This is a genomic window from Cryobacterium aureum, assembly GCF_002954245.1.
Classification (GTDB): Bacteria; Actinomycetota; Actinomycetes; order Actinomycetales; family Microbacteriaceae; genus Cryobacterium; species Cryobacterium aureum.
Map to the genome: position 1 here is coordinate 12,365 of NZ_PPTG01000052.1, position 18,398 is coordinate 30,762.

The following is an 18,398-nucleotide window of genomic DNA, read 5'->3' on the forward strand; positions in this document are numbered from 1 at the left end:
GAGAAGGGCGAGATCACCTCGATGCGCTCACCGCAGAAGGTTGCGCCACTCACTGCCTTCGTGCGCGACAAGGTGTTCCGGAACGACCCGACGGTGATGCAGGAGAAGGCGATCGAGGTCGCGCTCAACACCCCCGACATCGCCCTTATTCAGGGGCCACCTGGTACCGGAAAGACGACCGTGATCGCGGCGATCTTGGAGCGACTCAACGAGAACGCGTCGAAGTCTGGCCGCTCACTGAAGGGGCGCGTGCTGCTGACCGGGTTCCAGCACGACGCGGTCGAGAACATGATCGACCGCATTTCGCTCAATTCCATCCCCGTCCCGAAGTTTGGCAGGCCCACGGGGGCGGATGACAGCACCGAATCGTTCGAGCGCAACCTCGAAGTCTGGTGCAAGCAGATCGCAAACGAGTTGCGAGAGCGGAATCCGCAGTTCGCCGACATAGAGCACGAGGCGGATATTCGAGACCTTTATCAGCAGTACCTGCAGGGCCCATCGCGGCGGCTTGCACTGGCGTTTGTGACCCGAATTGCTGCGCTGAACGTGTCAGACCTCGGCGAGGAGCTGAGTCGTACCGCGACTCGACTGCTAGATCGCCTTCAAGCCGAAGACACGACGTCCGTATCCGGGCTGGCGTTGGCACCAGTCGCTGCGGCGCGCCGATTGCGAGTGCGCGCCGAGAGCTTCGCAGACGACGGGCCCGAGCGTGCCGAAGATGCGCTCGTCGATCTCGAGTTTCTCCTCACCGCAGATGAGCGCGGCGTCTTGGACAAGGCGAGTCTTTGGACGCAGTCACGGGGTACTCCTCCGTTCTTGGGGGAACTCGTTGGCGCGAAGAAGTCGCTTCTGCAGCGTCTCAAGGCTCCTCCAGAGTTTCGGGTGGAGAAGCATAGCGACGAGGTGCTCGGTCTCGGCCGACGAGTACTGGATCGGCTTCGTACCCACGGGCACGCAGCGTCCGACCGAAAGTCGGCTGCGCTTGCACAGTTCCTGGCAGAACTCGAGAACAACCCGTGGGGCATGGTCGATGCGGTTGCCGAGTACAGCTACGCGTTTGCCGCGACCGTCCAACAGTCCGTGAACAATGAGATGCAGCGACGGAAGGGTCTCTCGGCCGGTGAGTCCCAGGACCTCGAGTACGACTACGTCATCATCGACGAGGCAGCACGCGTATCGCCGCGAGACCTGATGATCCCGATGTCACAAGGTAAGCGCATCATCCTTGTAGGGGACCACCGTCAGCTTCCTCACCTCATCGACGAGGCGGTAGCCCACAGAATGGAGTCCGGCGAGGCTGGCCCCACAGAGAGCGAGTGGCTTAAGCGATCAATGTTCGAATACCTCTTCGCAGAGCGATTGAAGGCGCTCGAGACACAGGATGGCATCACGCGTAGGGTAACACTGGACCAGCAGTTCCGAATGCACCCTGTCCTTGGCGGATTCATCAGTCGCAACTTCTATGAACGCTTCGACCCTGCCGAGCGCTTCGGGTCGGGTTTGCCCGAGGGCCACTTCGCCCACAACCTCCCGGACACGCAAGCACGACCAGCGATGTGGCTTCCCGTGACAAGCGACCAGGGCCCCAGCCGCCGTAGCGGCACCAGTTGGATTCGTCAGGCAGAGGCCGATCGAATCGTTCAGCAAATCCGTGACTGGATTCGCTCGCCAGAAGGAGAGAGTCTCACCTATGGCGTGATCTCGTTTTACAAGGCGCAAGCCAACTTGATCCGCGATCAGCTCCGGGAGCTCCTCGGTGACATCGCTGACAATAAGCACCGCATCAGAGTGGGCACCGTCGACTCATTCCAGGGCATGGAGTTTGACGTGGTGTTCCTGTCCGTTGTGCGGACAGTCGCGCCGAATTGGTCACCAAGAAGTGCAAACGCCGCTGTGAATGCACGTCAACTCTTCGGCCACCTCGGCCTCTACAACCGACTGAATGTGTCCATGAGCCGGCAGAAGCGACTACTCGTTGCGGTGGGCGACCCAGCGCTCGTCCAACACGACCTCGCTGCGGAACACATCCCTGGCCTCGTGGACTTCTATCGTCTCGCCGGCGAGGCTTCGCCCGCGCTCCGATCGCCGGCCGACACTGCCACCGTGCGATCGCCCCTCACTTCACCTGCGCCACTAGTCGTCGGCATGGAACAGCCACCGCCCAAGGGACAGCCTCCGACCAACGATCAGCCGCCGACCGAGGAGGAGCGTCACGGTTTCTTCGCCCGGCTGTTCGGCAGGGGGCGAGGCTACGTATGACCGTCAGGCTGATGGACTTCGGCTCGCCGAACCCCTTTGTAGGAATCTTCGGTCGGCCACGGACGCTCGCTTGGCCGGTCAACACCTATCGGGTCACCCTGCCGATGAGCGGGCGGGGGAGCAATACATTGAACCCCTTCGAGCAGGTCATCCTCGGCGTCTTGGAGGCCGAGCCCGGACGGAACCTCTCCGACCTCGCACAGGTGACTTGCATCCCGGAGGGCCTGGTCCGCAGCGTGCTGCTTCGGCTGCGCGACAGGCGACTCATTGACAACGACAACCGACCGCCGCAGCAAGCATCGACGGCGAATCCGGAGGATTCGGAGGTTCAGATCGTGACCGCGGTCGTCTTCCAGGAGGCTCTGACCGGTCGGCTCCTGCCGCACATCCAGATCCTTGACGAAGATTCCCCACTCCGATTCAAGACGCGTGAAGATCTCAAATATTACCAGGGTCGTGTTATTAGGGCGTCCGGCAGACCCAAGTCACATGCCCACCCTTCGCCCAAGGATGTCATCGCGGTTCTTCGCGAGTCCAGGCAGCGGAGCGCGGCCTTCGGCGGCCGAGCGAAGCTGCCCGAGCTTTCCCAGATCCGCGTCGCAGACGATGCCGACAGTCACCTGCTCGAGTGCCCGATTGCGATCCAGCGAAGTGATGCCGATTTCCGGATCGCCGATCCCTTCGGGAGCGGCTTCTCGCTCATGCTGGAAGAGGTGCTGACTGCTCGGCTGGCGGGCGATGAGTCACTGCAGCAGTGGATGACGGACTGGAGGACGTCGCTCACATCGACGGAATCAGGCGACAGCAGCAGCAGAGATCGAACGCGCCAGCCTTTCGAGGCCGAGCCATTCCGGAGTCGCTACCCGAGGCTGGTAACGTCGCTCGTCGCAGGTCGCACCCGCGGCTACCGGTCGATCGCCAAGATCTACGCCTCATTGGAGTGGGCGCTCTTCTACTGCGCTGACACTCGGGACGCCGCCAACGCAATTGAGGTGGTGCGCCACACCCGACCTGACGAGTGGAGCGAACACCTGTCTCGAGCCGCTGAGCAGATTGGCCTCAAGGTGCCTGCCTACGGATTCCGCGCGATCCCACATGGGCGCCTAGCCGACATGCTCGCAGGCAAAGCCGAGATGAGCACAGTGCTGGCGGCTACGTTGGTGCAGGCGGAGCATGACGAGGCTCATCCGTTGCGAAAGCTTGCGGAGCGGCACCCAGGTTTCCTCCTGCGGATTCAAGAGATTCGGGAGAGCCGGGACGAGCAGGAGCATGGTGGCGCAGCCGAGCGGCAGGATGGAGAGTCGCGATTCGATGCGCTGATGTGCGAGTGGGTCACCGCGTTGATTCCGGGGATCCGGTTCGACGGGCCTGCCCTCGGCACAGGCCACCAGGCCACGGCTGAGGACCGGCGCCTGGATGCTCGGACAGCTGTGATCGGACAGCTCGGGTACGCACTGATGAACCGACTCCCGGGAAGTGCCCGTGACGCTCTCATCGACGCAGAACGAGCGTGGATTGCGCATTATGACAGCGACGATGCGCTCCCGCTCGTGGGGCGGCTATATGCGGCGCTGCAGTCCGTCACGATGGATCGCCTCAGCGGTCTACAAGCCGTTGCTTTGCCGGCGCAGGACTATCGCAACGTTGCCACGAGCCGCGCCGAGGTTGCCGGTTTCGGTCGCATACCGGAAGCGCTCTCAAGAGTGCGCCCCGAGCGAGTTCGGGAGGCCATGTTCGGGAATGGGTCAACCCTGGGAGCATGTGCCATTGCGCTGCTACTTGTCCTGAGCGACGAGCAACTGGTGAAGCTGGCGGCCGTCCAGCCCTCCTTGATGGCGGACATCGGTGCCGTCATCTCGCATCGTGGGCATGGCAATGAGTCCGTACCACTAAACAAGTCGGCGACCAAGTCGCTGCGCACCTCAGCAATAAACTCAATTCGAACCCTTATGGAGGCCTAGATGGATGCACCAATCGACAAGGACAGGCCCCATACAGATGCGCCGACGGCTACGGGAGTAAAGCCGGTCCGGGCGGACGACTTCGCGATTGCGGAGCTCCAGTCGAATCTGGAGCGGAAGATTGCCGATGTCGGCGAACGACTGAAGGCCACGGAAGCTGCGGCAGGCGCCGCGCAAGGGCTGCTTGACACCCTCGAACGCTTCGCAAACGCCAACGCTGCTGATCGCGCCGCTCTCGCGCGCGGAAAGGCCGAGTTCGTCGAGCGACAGCAAGCCGTGTGGCGCGCCGAATCCATCCGCGACGCAGGGTATGCAGACGAGCGCGCCAAGCTGGATGCGGAGCTGCTGGACCGGCGGCGAGCACTCGACACGCAACTGAGCACCACCCGCACCACGCGGCTCGCGGAGGTTGCCGAAGCTGAGGAGGCGGAGCGCGATCGGGTGCGCGCTGCGATCGAAGCAGAGCGCACCGCTTGGGATGCCCGACGTCAACTGCAAGAATCCTCCCTTGCGCAGCTCATGGCCGAAGTCGAAACACAGAAGGGCGCGGTAATCGCCACGCAGAGCGCGCTCGAGGGCCGCCGCGTGGAGATCGAAGGCCTGGAATCCGAGGCCGAGCAACGTGAGTCGCGTGCCCGGCGACAGGCGCGGCGTCGCGCCGAGAACCTTCAGGAGGAGGTCGACGATCTTGTTGTCGAGCGGCGCCTGTCTTTCGAGAGCGCTCTGCAGGCTTCCGCTGCTGAGACGTCCCAACTTCGCGCGACGATAAGGTCGCAGACTGATCTCGTCGGAGCGTACGAGTCATTGAAGCAGCAGTTGGGCAGCCAGCACCCAGCTGCAGTTATTCAGATACTCAACAGCAAGACCGATGAGATCACGCGTCTGCAGGAGGAACTGGCGACTCGGCCGACGGAGGAGATGCGCACCCGGTACGAAAGCCTCGACGCGGAGTATCGACGTGTGCTGACGCTCGCTGAGCAGCGGGAGGTGAAGATCAACGCGGATGCGCAAGTCGTCGCACAAGTGACCGCATTCCAGCACGAGAACAGCGAGCTGAAGGCGCAGAACGCATCGCTTGATCGCCTGGCGCGAAACATGGAGAGCGAAGCGCAACGGCTCGACGCCGAGCTGAACCGCCTTCAGGCAGCGTACGAGCGACCGGCGGAGGTCGAGGCACGCTACGACGAGATCGAATTGCCGCGGCTGGCGGCAACGGAGATCAAGCAGCCTCCAGTCGCATCGGGCATCGACGAGTTGACCTGGCTCACGGGCATCGCCCGGGCTTCCGATGCATACGGACTGCACTTCAACCCGCGCATCTTGAAGGCATTCCACACTTCGCTGAAGACGGCCGAGTGGTCACCGCTCACTGTCCTCGCCGGCGTGTCCGGTACGGGCAAGTCAGAGTTGCCACGGCTGTACTCGCACTTCGGCGGCCTGTTCTTCGAGCCGCTCGCCGTGCAGCCAAACTGGGACAGTCAGGAGTCGATGCTCGGCTTCTTCAACTCGATTGACAACCGGTTTGATTCGCAGCCCGCGCTTCGCTTTCTTGCCCAAAGCCAGAAGCCATGGACAGCTACAACCGACGGAAGCGGGTACCCGGGCCTCGCGGATGCCGTGTCACTCGTCCTACTCGACGAGATGAACCTCGCCCACCCAGAGCTCTACTTCGCCGAATTCCTGAGCAAGCTGGAATTTCGCCGAGGCATGAAGGGCTCCGACGTTCCGCGCCTGCCAGTCAAGATCGGCGCGGGGATGCCGCCGTACGAGTTGCCGTTGGGTCGGAACGTGCTGTGGACCGGCACGATGAATCAGGATGAGACGACCAAGTCGCTATCCGACAAGGTGCTCGACCGGTCGATCATCATCCATTTCCCCCGGCCGACAGAGCTGAAGCGGCGTCTGAAGCTCGCCGCCCTGGACGGCAACAACCGTGGCGCACTCCTGCACAAGAGCGACTGGAATTCTTGGAAGGCACAAGCAAGTGGCTTCTCCGACGAAGAAGTGACGCCGTTCAAGTCGTTCATCGAAGAGATGAACACGTCCCTCGCGGTCGTCGGTCGCGCCCTCGGCCACCGCGTCTGGCAGTCGATCGAGTATTACATGGCCAACTACCCGGATGTGCGCGCCGCCGGCGACGACACGGCGAGGCGTGCCGAGGCGATGCACATCGCCTTTGAGGACCAACTCGTCCAGAAGGTCATGCCAAAGCTCCGCGGTATCGACACTCGCGGCAAGAGCAAGGACGAGTGCCTGGACAAGATCCGTGGCCAGCTCACCGTTGGGGTCAATAGCCGTGAGTTCAACCTCGACGAAGACTTCCTCTTGGCCACGGAACTCGGCTACGGCCAGTTCATTTGGCAAACCGCGAACTACCTGAAGGCTGACGATGCCGGCAACGCTGGGTGAGGTCTATCAGGCGTTTGGCGAGGACAACGAGGCTGGGGCGGTTGCGCGTCGACTGATCGAGCAGCAGCACTGGTACAACTCGTTCGCCGAGTTCGATCCGAAGACGGGGCAGGCGCTGCCCCTCGGGCTCGACGAGGTCCTCCGCCGACTCGTGAAGCCCGAAGAGGATGCCGAGATACGCGATCGCCTGTGGCGGATTGTCGAACACGGTCGTGTAGCCGTTGGCCGACTCTTCCACACGCTCAATGAGAGCCCACACCGCGAGCAGGCGACGCTGCCCATCCGCGCCGTCAGGGAGCTGAATGCCACGAGCTTGATCGCCCTCAACCGTCGGCCCGGACGCAACATCCGCGAGAAGCTCGCGGGCAACCCCTACATGCAGGCTGTCCGCAGGTACCAGTCGACCGATCTGCCTGAGAACCGGCTGCTCAAGGAGTACGTCACACGGCTCGCTGATCTGCTCGAACTGCGAGCCAAGCATCTCCTTCGCGAGGACCCGCTGCTCGCCGTAATATATCGTTGGCTCCACACAGACGAAGCGAAGGCCATCTCCCGATGGGGTAATCTTCCCCCGAACAACACTCTCCTTTCGCACAAGGACTACCGCCGTGTCTGGGATGCCTGGCGTCGGCTGCAGACGCTTGACGAGGACCTCCATGCAGACGTGGCGCAGGCAGGCGCCCGCGCTGCACTCATTAGTGAGTGGCAGAGCTTGGCGTCTTCGTACGCCGCCGGGACAACGTTGTTCGGCGACATGCCTGTGCTGTTCGACCATGAGGCCTTCACCATAACCCCGTGGATTGCACTGGTTGCCGTTAAATCTGTGCAGACTGCGAATCGGCGCGCCGGGCTGACGCTGCGAACCGACCGGGCAGTCTGCCTCGACCTGACTGGAGTCCATCCGAGGCTCGCCACCGAGTCGGGCACGCCGGAGGCGCTACCAGATACGTTCGTTTGGCAGCGATGGCAACGGAAAGGCGACGCTGTCGACATCAACCTCTTTGAGGCGGAATTTCCAATCCTTCACCCGGACTCGACCACAGTCGCTTTACCCGACCTGTTCTTCCGCAGCGACCTGGACCCGTCTCTCGCCGACATCGCCGCCCACTCATTTGCCCGGCGACTGCGGTCGCGCTTCCGGGATGCGGCGTTGACATGGCTGATCCCGGACCGACTGAACGAGTTTGATCTCGGGGTGCTGCGTCGGAATATCAATGCGCGGTTCCCGGCCGCGGAGCCACTGCCTCGATCGGTGGCCGCGGTGTTCGAATCTGTCGAGCACAAGCAGATCAAAAGCGAGGGCTTCACCGTCCTCGTTGTCGACACGACAGGCTGCATCACAACGGCAACGAGGCTAATCGCAAGAGTGGACAGCGAACTAGCTGAGCGGGTGCCGGCAACTCGCGGCTACTACTGGGAGCGAACGCCCACAATCAGTCTCGAGGACGCCGGTGCGTTCGATCCCCTAGATGCGATCGCCTATGTCGGTGCAGATGGGCAGTGGCGAGATGCCAAGACGAGTGGTCACCCTAGCGCCGTCACTGAGAAAGCGTTGCAAGCCAACCAGCAGATCGAACCGTTTGACGAGCTGATTCATGTCATCACCAGTCCAGTCGTAGGCGGCATGCGGGTCCACCAATTGCAGCTCACCGCTGGCGATATTCCGATCTGGCGCGACCAGATCCCTGAACTGTCGATCAAGGTGCATGTCAGTGGCCGCTATGAGTCGTTCTTCCTGGTCAACAAGCACACGACGATCCGGCCGATCAGGGGTCTCGCAGTCGAGATTCCTGTGGTCGAAGGGTTCACGCTTCCGGCCGGACGCACCCATTACCAGTTCCCGCTGTACCAGGGCAGCGACGCCAGCGATCTGGGCTTCGAGGCGCGCTTGGATTCCCCTAGCTTCCCGTTGGTGACGGACACCCGGTGCCGCTTGACCATGACGTACACCTACGGCGCCGACGAGCCGTACCGGCTCGTGCTGAAGGCCATCGATAGCTCGCTTCCGCCCATTCACGTGAAGTGGCGGCCGAAGTCGGACGAGCCCATGACTGACGCACCAGCGCCGGGCTACCCGCGGCCGATGACGTGGGCGGAGCTCCAGCGCAACTATTACGCGGCGAAGGACAGATGGAATGACTATCTCGACTGGGTTGTCACCGCGACACAACGACTTCTGGACAACGTAGAGAATCCGACCATCGTTGAACATCGGACACATTCGGGCGCTGTTGAAAGCGACTGGAGAGTGGACCGGAACGGGAAGTCCTTCACGTTCGTCGATGGACTGTTCGTGCACGAGAGCTCGCTTCGTGACGGTCTGACAACTCTCAGTGTTCGGCGAGGAGACTTCCTTTACTACGACATCGCAGAGTCAGCGGACGGGCGGTCTCATGCTCGGAATGTGTCGACTCAGCGCTCATCGACACGTCAACTCAGACCCGTTGATCCCGGTGCCGTTCGCATAAGTCTCTTTGTCCCCTACATCAAGACCTGGGGCGATGCGCGGTCTGTCACTGACGATGCCTGCCCTCCCAACTTCCGTAGCCAGATGGCAGAGCTTGTCCCGCGGTTGGAACTCGCAATGCGAGCTCCGGCTACGAATACCGAGTTGCAACGCGAACTCCACTTCCTCTTCTGCTGTATGCACCGTGACATGCCGACATCCGTGAGTCGCGATCTGGTGAGCGGTGCTTCAGCCAAGACCTTGGATGATCGGGCGTATGCGTTTGCGCTCGGTGACCTGACGCAGGGCTGGCAGAAGGAGGTGTTCCTGGCGATCTGGAATCGTGCAGATCTCCAGACGCTTTCCATCCTCGCCCAAGCCATCTGGCGTACGCACGACTTTGTACGGGTGTTCGATGCCGCATCGCTTGCCTGGCTCGGTGAGCGCCTCCTGACTGAGATGCAGAAGACTAACGAGGTGAAGCGACCCGACAAGCAGGATGTCTCCCGGATGACCCACTACTGCGAACTCCTCCTCGGACTCCTGCGGAGCCGCGATTCAGAGGTGCCAGAGGTGCGAATGACATTCCAGCCGAGTCAGGAGCTCACGACGCTACTCGCTGACCAGGTTGAACGTGCGGCATCGTTGATTGATCGATCTGGCATCCTGCCGCGGTCGCGGGTTGAAATCGCGGACCTGCCCGACAAGCCGGAAGGTGACACTACGCCCGACCTGCTCTACGCCCTCCGCCTTTTCCTGATTGGCGACGTGGGATCGAACGCGATTCGAGTGACCGGCGTTCTCGACGGAGATGATGATTGACGATGAAGCATTACCTGCTGACCTGGTACGGCATGACCGACTTGCGCGCCGCACTCGCGCTTGACGCCACGGATGGGCCAGTTCTCAGCGCGCTCAGGACCGGCGACTACACCGACGTCGTCATCTTGGCCTACACGGACTCTGGCAAGACGGGGCCGTCTGCAGGCGCCGCCCCGCCGAGCTCTGGATTGACCCGCGACGAAGCACAGTGCGTTACCGATGCAGTCAGCAACACTCCGGCCGGGCATGACTTGTTTGCCGCTTGGCTGACGAAGTCCTTAGCTGCTGGCGGACTCACGGTACGCGTGCGGGTCGTTCCGCAGGAGTTGACGCACATCAACGACGCAGCCGGGATTCACAGTGCTGCGTCGACCGCCGTCCGTATGGCGCTGTCCGACCCGAGCGAGAAGCAGATCACGACCTATGTAAGCCCCGGCACGCCCGTAATGGCCTACACGTGGGCCCTGATTGCGAGGTCCAACCCGCAGCTGCGCCTTCGAGTAATCTCCAGTTCTGACCCCCGGCGCCCGCCGGAGGAGATTGCATTGCCGACCTCCCTGTTGAACCCGTCTATCGGCGGTGCCGGATCGATTGGGGCGACAACCAGAGACTATGACCTCGTGATTCACCTTCTCGGTGAGCAAGTGATGCCAATCTTCTTTGCCCTCCGCCAGTTCGCCGCGAAGCGCCATGTGATCCTGACAACGCGGGGCTACCTCGACGAGGTCGATCGCCTTGCGAAGGTGACCGCGGTCGAGCCTGACCCGGTGGTGATCGCCGACCCGTTCAAGCCGGCCGACACGAAGAAGGCCATCACCGCACTGGTCGCGTCTATGTCCGACGGAGTGAGGGTTGCCGTCAACATGACCGGCGGGACGAAGCTCATGTTCGCCGGCGCGCTGTCGGCGTGCTGGGCGCTCGGGCTGGATCCGTTCTACTTCGAGATCAAGAACCACAACGTCATTTTCCTGCGCGATGGGACCCAGGTTCCGTTCGTTGGCATCTCAGACGTTGAGGACTTCCTTCGCGCTGGCGACTATCACGCAGTGACCGCGGGCCATTGGCCAACGCAGAATGACAGCATCAAGAATCGACGACTGCCGGCGACTGAGGAGCTGTGGCGACGGCGCGATGCGCTTCGATCCCTCTACAAGGAGCGAAGTTTCCTTGAGTTCTCGAACAAGTACGACCGGCACTATCCGCGACACGAGCGAGACGACCTCGAGTTCTCTTTTGCCTGGGGCGGGGGAGAGGCGTCGCTCAACCAAGGCGGCAACCCGACGCTGACGCTCAAGGGCACCCGGCTGGCAATTCCGAAGCGTGATTTCTTCCCTTTCATCGCGGGAGGATGGCTTGAGGAGTATGTGTATTCCCTGCTTCGACCGTTAGTAGAAGAGGGTGTTGTGCGGGACGTGCGCGTCGGGTTCGAGGTCGGGCACCGCCAGGACACTAGCGCGAAACACGAGAAGCTCGCGCAGGAGTTCGACTGCACATTCACCGATGGAAAACGGCTCTGGATCGTCGAGTGCAAAGCCGGCCCAGTGAAGCAAGAAGCGATCCAGAAGCTTGAGAACAACCTCCGCCAGTACGGCGGAATTGCCGCACGCGGCATCATCGTCTCTTCGTTCCAGCTCACGGACGCTAACCAGAGTCGGATCGACTCGATCCCGACGATCACGGGGATCGATCCTAATGGCCTCACGACCGACGCGCTGAGGCTCATCATCAAGGCAGCGCAGTAGTGTCCATTTGTACTCGCGCTGATATTCGTCGATCGAGTACGAGCGGCCCTGGAGCAGTTCCACGATCGTGCGGAAGTACGGTTTGATGCCTGTCGTAGCGTCTTGCTTTCGTTAGTTCGGTCTCGTGTTTCAGAGAGAGGATGGGTTGCGGTCCGGGAAGGCTTCGCCGAGGGCTTCGACAAGCAGGTCGGCAGGGTCGACAACATGAGGTGCAGCCATCGTGATCACTCCAATTCGAGGATTCGGTAGAAGGTTGACTCGAAGGATCACACGATGAACGCACTTTCGTCAGTAACGACGAACCGGGTCGCCGGGCTACACCACGTCATGGTGCACTACTTGCTTGCCAGGCAGTACCCCCACCGTTTACTCATTGGAATCACCCGTTACCTTCCGCAACGAACTCGCTAAAATCAGATCAGGCCAACCGCCTGCATCCCTAACAACTCAAGGGGACCCAGCGGTATCCGAGACATCAGGAAACACCTGCTGACCGGGGATTCATCAGAGGGTCGCAGGATGAGATCTGTCACGGCCGACCTGAAAACGAGGCGGTTTTCGAGACTGCGGCTGGACGGTCCCTGACAGGACTTTCGTGTTCCAAGGGGACAGTGCAGGCAAAATTCTGCGGCCTCTTGCTCGATGCCCCAGAACGGGTTCGCGAAGCGCGCGGTTGCATCGTGTCGCAAGACCCGATGCCCAGTTCACTACGGCCGAACTACCAACCACTCTGTGCGTACCGGTGCTCGTGGACCCGAGATGATTGTCGCCTCCGCCAGTGGTTGCGCGCGGCCGATGGTTGGTCACGTTGCCCCGAACTATCTTGGCAAGGAGACCATTAACCTCCGTGCGGATTCCTGCGACGAAGAAGCCTCTCTCTAATCCTCTTGTGGGTCACTGCGCACCTTCGTCACGACGACGGAGGTGACTTCAGTGACGGTGTCGATGCGGGTGATGAGCGCCGGCGACGGGTACAAATACCTGCTGCGCACCGTCGCCGCCGGTGACGGCAAACGCCTGCTGTCGACCCCGCTCACTCGGTATTACACCGAGGAAGGTACCCCGCCGGGCCGATGGATGAGCGGCGGACTCCGCGGCCTCGGCGAGGGACTCATCGTTAACGGCGACGTCGTTACCGAGGCACAGCTGCAGCTCCTCATCGGATTGGGCCGAGACCCGGTAACCGGCGAACCCCTTGGTCGCGCTTACCCGGTCTATCGCACTGCCGCCGACCGCGCCCTGGACGGGCCACGCGACGACGTTGGCCGATCTACCGAGCGGGCCGCGGCATCCGCTGTGGAGCAGCCCGACGAGAAACGGCGTCGCGCCGTTGCCGGCTACGACTTCACGTTTTCGATTCCGAAGTCGGCGAGCATCCTCTGGGGTGTTGCCGACGCGGCCGCGCAGGAGCGCATCGTGCAGGCCCACCATGCGGCGGTGGCGGAGGTGCTGGCGTACATGGAGCGCGAGGTGGCGGCGACGCGCACCGGCACGACGGCGCGGGGCGGTGCCGTCGCGCAGGTCGATGTGACCGGACTGATCGCGACGGCGTTCGATCACTTCGACAGCCGGGCCGGCGACCCGCACCTGCACACGCACGTCGTGATCAGCAACAAGGTGCAGACCGTGCTCGACGGCAAGTGGCGCTCGCTCGACGGCCGGCCGATGCACGAGGCCGTGGTGGCGCTCTCGGAACTGCACGAGACCCTGTTCGCCGATGAGCTCACGCGATTGCTCGGCGTGCAGTGGGAGCAGCGGGAGCGGGGGCGTGATCGCCACCCCGCGTGGGCCCTGACGGATGTGCCGGAGGCGCTCGTTGCGGAATTCTCAACGCGGTCCCGGCACATCGACGTCGAGACGGACCGTTTGATCGAGGAGTATGTAACCAGTCACGGGCGACGTCCGAAGCCGGTGACGATCATGAAGCTGCGCGCGCAAGCCACACTCGCCACCCGGCCGGCAAAGCAGGTGCACTCGCTGGCGGATCTCACGGCGGCGTGGCGGGAACGGGCTTCACGCGTGCTCGGAAACGAAGTATTGACGGTCGCCGAGTCGTCGCCGGTGTTGCTGCGTGCCGAGGATCTGCCTCGCGAGACAGTGGATGCGCTCGGGGCGAGCGTGATGACGGCCGTCAGCGAGAAGCGCGCCACCTGGCGGCACTGGAATCTCACCGCCGAGGCCGCGCGCCAAACGATGCCGTACCGGTTCGCGTCGGCCTCCGATCGGGAAGCCGTCGTCGGCCTCATAGTGGATGCTGCCGAGCGCGCGTCCCTGCGCCTCACGCCGCCAGAGCTCGCCGTGAGCCCTGTGGAGTTTCAGCGGGATAATGGGACGTCGATGTTTCGGCCGAAGCACTCCGTCGTGTTCACGTCGACCGAGCTGCTCGAGGCGGAGACTCGCCTGCTCGAGCGGGCTGCGCTTCTGACCGCACCACGGGTGGCGCTTGGGTCGGCTGCTTCTTCTCGGTTGCCGGGTGGCGGCCGGCTTGCCGATGACCAGCTCGCGGCGCTTTCCTCGGTTGCTGGTTCGGGCCGTGTCATCGATGTGCTCGTGGGGCCGGCTGGCGCGGGCAAGACGACGGCGATGAACGCGCTTCGGCGGGCTTGGGAATCAGAACGCGGTTTGGGCTCAGTCGTCGGGCTTGCTCCCTCGGCTGCCGCGGCGACAGTACTGGCGACGGATCTCGGTATCGCGACCGAGAACTTGGCTAAGTGGTGGCAGACCCATATTGACCAGAGTTCGTCGTTTCGAGCTGGCCAGCTCGTGATCATCGACGAGGCCTCGCTGGCGGGCACGCTGCCTCTGGATCGGGTCACCGCGCTGGCTGCTTCGGCGGGCGCGAAGGTGTTGTTGGTCGGCGACTACGCCCAGCTGCAGTCGGTCGAGGCGGGCGGTGCGTTCTCGCTGCTCGTGCACGATCGAGCGGATGCGCCCGAACTCGTCGACGTGCACCGTTTCGTGCACGAGTGGGAGAAGACGGCCTCCCTCGGACTGCGCCAAGGCAACCCCGACGTGATCGACCGGTACTCCGCCCACGACCGCCTGCGCGATGGCAGCACCGAGGCGATGGCGAATGCCGCCTACGAGGCGTGGCGGGCGGACATCCGCTCGGGCAAGTCGGCCGTGCTGATCAGCGACTCGAACGAGGCCGTCGCGGCGCTGAACGTGCGCGCTCGCAGCGAACTGATTCTGGAGGGACGTGTCGATGCGCTGCACGAAGTCGCCCTGCACGACGGAACCCGCGCCGCCGTCGGTGACACGGTCATCACACGCCGTAACGATCGTCGGCTGTATGCGTCGCGCAGTTGGGTGCGGAACGGGGACCGGTGGAATGTCATCGGCGTGCATCGGAACGGTTCGGTCGAGGTGCGGCGGCTGGGTCGCCGGTGGGGCAGCACGGTGCTGCTGCCCGCGTCGTACGTCGCTCAGCATGTCGAGCTGGGCTACGCGGTCACCTCGCACCGGGCGCAGGGAATCACGACCGACACCGGTCACGTCGTCGTCGCGCCGAGCATGCCCCGCGAGAACCTGTACGTCGCGATGACGCGGGGCCGCGAGGCGAACACCGCCTACGTCGCCGTCGACCGGCCCGATGTCGCCCACGTCGGGCCGCGGCCTGGCGACGTGGCGGACGGGACGGCGCGCAGCATCCTCTGTGGCATTTTGCAGCACGTCGGCGCCGAGCTGTCCGCACACGAGACTCTAGCGGCCGAGCAGGATGCCTGGGGCTCGGTGGCGCAACTCGCGGCGGAGTACGAGACCCTCGCGGCGGCCGCGCAGCACGACCGGTGGGCTTCTCTCCTGCGAGCGAGCGGTCTATCGCCGGGCCAGGCATTGGACGTGATCAATTCGGATGCCTTCGGGCCGTTGACCGCGGAGCTCCGGCGAGCCGACGCGCACTATGTCGACGTTGCGAGCCTGCTGCCGCGCGTAGTCGCGGCCCGCGGGTTCGAGGATGCCCAGAACATCGCGGCGGTGCTGCGCGCCAGGGTCGCTGCGGTCGTATCGCGAGATTCCGGAGCAGGTCGAACGCGCCGTGCGCCGCGTCTCGTAGCCGGGCTAATCCCGCGTGCGCTCGGGCCGATGGATACTGCCATGCAAGAGGCGTTGGTCGAGCGCGCCGACCTGATCGAATCGCGAGCTGCCGCCGTGCTCGACCAGGCGCTACTAGCGAGGGAGCCGTGGACTCGAGCGCTCGGCCCCGCGCCCCTCGGGGCGGCCGCAGTCGCGTGGCACCAAAACGGATGCGCCGTCGCGGCCTACCGAGACCGCTACGGCATCACGGGCGCTCGCCCGCTCGGTGCGGCACCGGAGTCGACGGCACAGAAACTCGACGCCGCGCGCGCTCGGGTTGCCCTTAAAACCATCAATCGTCTCGCGCAAGCGCCCCCCGACTACGTGTCCAGCCCGGTTGTAGCCGCGGCCCTAGAGCTGTAAATCATCAGACTGGAGTCCCTAGCGCATGCCATGCAGTTGAATAGTTTGCCAAAAGCCCCTGTGCCTATTACTTTTGAAGCCCGTAATTCAAACCATGTATTCGACAGATGGCCACCAGACAATCCAGACGAATTACTTTTCCAAGACCAGCTATATTTCGTAGATGCGTCTTTCTCTTCGACGGTCGACTTCGTGTCGAATTTGCAACGGCGCTGAAACTGATTTCGCACGGATAGTGTTAGGGCCCTTGGCGCGCTCGTTCACCGACCGGGGATCAGGCTTCAGCGTTCCCCTAATAGTCAACGATCGTAAATACGCTAGTTTGGGTCCGGTCTGCCTCTGTCTTGATGAAAATCGTGACATTATCATCAAGCCGGTAGCCAGAGAAGATTGGGCCGCGATGACGTAAGGCTTCTGACGTGCTAATGACCTCGAATTCTCGCCACAAATTTCGCTCATTCGCAGCCGCCTCCTCTTGATCCACGTCACCCCAGTCGCCGCGCATATGGCGTTGGACGAGCAGGTCAATTTCGACAAAGCGGCCTTCCTCCGCAAGCGCTGCGACCGATAGCCCTGTATCGACGACACCAATTTCGAGCGCCCACGACGATTTCCAGTCCGGGCTTGGGCGTTTGTATTCAAAGTTGAGGGGGATCCGGTCTGAAAAGTCAAAAACGTCCGATTCCTGCTGGATATCGGACTCCAATGAAACCAGCGCCGACCCGTATAGGCTGGCTCCTCGCGCCCCTGCAAGGCGCAGAATCTCACGCAGATCAGTGGTCGAAGGTACGTCGGCGTTTGGCTCGTCTGTTTTCACCCCGGGGATCATCTCCTCCACGAGGACAGGGAGGACGAGCTCCATGCATTCGGCCCGGAGCCCCACTTCGTGCAGCGGTGCATGCTCTTGTCCTTCTGAACGGGCGATCATTGAATCAATTTTCATCACCATTCCGAGGGATTCGAGAGCGACGCGACATGCGGCTGCGGCACTGGCTAGCGTCCAGCCCCTCTGCCGTCTGTGGCTGTCCAGGCATACGGCCAGCGCGCCAAACAGATCACACACAATCTCTTCAACAAAACGCGGCTTATTGAGCATCGGCAGGAGTCGGGATCGCTTCTCGTCCCACTCCGCAGTGGTTGATGCTTTCGCAGAGCCGTCGGCCCATGAATGCAGGTACCAGTCATCAATGAACAAGTGATGGTCCTGATATAGCATCAAGGAATTGTCCAGCGAGTGATCTGCACGGGGGCTACGAAAGGGCGAGTACTCGTCAAAAGAAGTTCCTTGTGACGACTTCAATATTTCTACGACCCGTGCAGATATTAATTCGAATGCGTGATGATCGGCCGTTTCCAGAAAGTGCATTTGCTCGTGAGCCAGAGCGAAGCGCTCTTGCAATTCAGTAGTCAGCCAGATGCTGAAGACACTTTCTGCGTCGGAGTAGTAGTCGTTCGAGTTGTCGACAGGAGTGCGATCAAGCAAGGCCGCCGCCTTTGACGCCTGCCGATCCGCTTCCGCAGATAGACCGGCCACGCTTAGTCGGACTGAGCACACTGTGCGAACGAGTGATTCTGCAACGGCCAGGGGCTGGGGGTGAGGGAGCTGAAGCGCGAAAATGTTCAGCAGACTTCCAAGCCCGGCATCCCAAACGATCACGGTACTTGGACCGCGACCTAACGTCGCAGGGAGCGCGCGCGCTGTGGACGCCTAAAAGGCTAGGTGCCGACGTTGATGTGCCCGCAATATGGCGGATGGCATTCCAAAGGCTGACGTTTCGACCGGACACCGTCTCGAGCTCATGGTCGTCGAGTTGACGGCCGATCGGGTTACCCCAACGGGTTGATACGTAAATCGGGAGGGCGATCAACTTTCGGGCGGTTCATTAAAGCCGAAGGTTTTGTCCAAAGCTGAAATCACTTTTACCGTGTCGCGACGATTCATACCGTCGATAACGATATCCCGACCGTTGTAGGTCACGCGCGAATTCTTTAGTTGATCAGAACGTGTGATTAGCCAAGTCCTTACTGTGGCCCAAATCGCCGTTGCACTCGCCGTAGTCGTGCCAAGAGGCAGGAGTAAGTCCAGAAAATTTGCGCCGTCAAAATACCTTTGCTCGGTCACATCTGAATCCCGACCGAGGGACGATGCCAAGTCAGCAAGGTCGTCGCGGTCAGCGGGAAGAACTCCAATTATTATGGCTGGCTCCGTCATGTGGCCAGCATAGAGCACACAAGGCCGTTACCTAATAGCTGCGCGTTGTCTAGTCGCGGTGGGTCGAGTCGTTGGCGACCCGCGAGGATGCGGCATAGTGGGGAAGACGA

Annotated in this window: 8 protein-coding genes; 6 read left to right on the top strand and 2 right to left on the bottom strand. The window is 62.2% G+C overall.

The features are described 5' to 3' along the window. Positions 1–60 precede the first annotated feature (60 nt). The 6 genes from CJ028_RS21250 (at position 61) to mobF (ending at position 16,076) form a co-directional block, all read left to right on the top strand. Complete coding sequence (locus CJ028_RS21250; protein WP_205684122.1) at positions 61–2,259, top strand: DEAD/DEAH box helicase; 2,199 nt, start codon at positions 61–63, stop codon at positions 2,257–2,259. Then, on the top strand, positions 2,256–4,220 hold the full coding sequence (locus CJ028_RS20285; protein WP_105037010.1) for a DUF1311 domain-containing protein: 1,965 nt from the start codon (positions 2,256–2,258) through the stop codon (positions 4,218–4,220). Before CJ028_RS21250 ends, CJ028_RS20285 begins: the two co-directional genes overlap by 4 nt. Then, positions 4,221–6,629, top strand: a complete 2,409-nt coding sequence (locus tag CJ028_RS20290; protein ID WP_105037011.1) for a DUF8727 domain-containing protein — start codon at positions 4,221–4,223, stop codon at positions 6,627–6,629. Next, a complete protein-coding gene (locus CJ028_RS20295) occupies positions 6,610–9,897 on the top strand; it encodes a DNA-binding protein (protein WP_105037012.1) in 3,288 nt (1,095 codons plus the stop codon). The genes CJ028_RS20290 and CJ028_RS20295 overlap by 20 nt, the downstream gene beginning before the upstream one ends. Before the next feature lie 188 nt (positions 9,898–10,085). Beyond that, on the top strand, positions 10,086–11,639 hold the full coding sequence (locus tag CJ028_RS20300) for a Card1-like endonuclease domain-containing protein (protein WP_161499037.1): 1,554 nt from the start codon (positions 10,086–10,088) through the stop codon (positions 11,637–11,639). Between the two features lie 945 nt (positions 11,640–12,584). Further along, a complete protein-coding gene (gene mobF / locus CJ028_RS20305) occupies positions 12,585–16,076 on the top strand; it encodes a MobF family relaxase (RefSeq protein ID WP_105037061.1) in 3,492 nt (1,163 codons plus the stop codon). Between the two features lie 292 nt (positions 16,077–16,368). On the opposite strand, the gene CJ028_RS20770 is transcribed toward mobF, so the two are convergent. Together CJ028_RS20770 and CJ028_RS20775 are read right to left on the bottom strand one after the other, a co-directional pair. Beyond that, positions 16,369–17,610 (bottom strand): hypothetical protein, encoded by a 1,242-nt coding sequence (locus CJ028_RS20770; protein WP_129590560.1) that lies wholly within the window; start codon positions 17,608–17,610, stop codon positions 16,369–16,371. A 330-nt stretch (positions 17,611–17,940) separates the two neighbouring features. Further along, positions 17,941–18,288, bottom strand: a complete 348-nt coding sequence (locus tag CJ028_RS20775; RefSeq protein WP_129590561.1) for a hypothetical protein — start codon at positions 18,286–18,288, stop codon at positions 17,941–17,943. Positions 18,289–18,398: the final 110 nt, after the last annotated feature.

What these genes read in the sequence shown, in the direction of transcription:
- CJ028_RS20285 (WP_105037010.1), top strand. Translation starts at nt 2,256, where the DNA reads ATGACCGTCAGGCTGATGGACTTCGGCTCGCCGAACCCCTTTGTAGGA.
- CJ028_RS20290 (WP_105037011.1), top strand. Translation starts at nt 4,221, where the DNA reads ATGGATGCACCAATCGACAAGGACAGGCCCCATACAGATGCGCCGACG.
- CJ028_RS20295 (WP_105037012.1), top strand. Translation starts at nt 6,610, where the DNA reads ATGCCGGCAACGCTGGGTGAGGTCTATCAGGCGTTTGGCGAGGACAAC.
- mobF (WP_105037061.1), top strand. Translation starts at nt 12,585, where the DNA reads ATGCGGGTGATGAGCGCCGGCGACGGGTACAAATACCTGCTGCGCACC.
- CJ028_RS20775 (WP_129590561.1), bottom strand. Translation starts at nt 18,288, where the DNA reads ATGACGGAGCCAGCCATAATAATTGGAGTTCTTCCCGCTGACCGCGAC.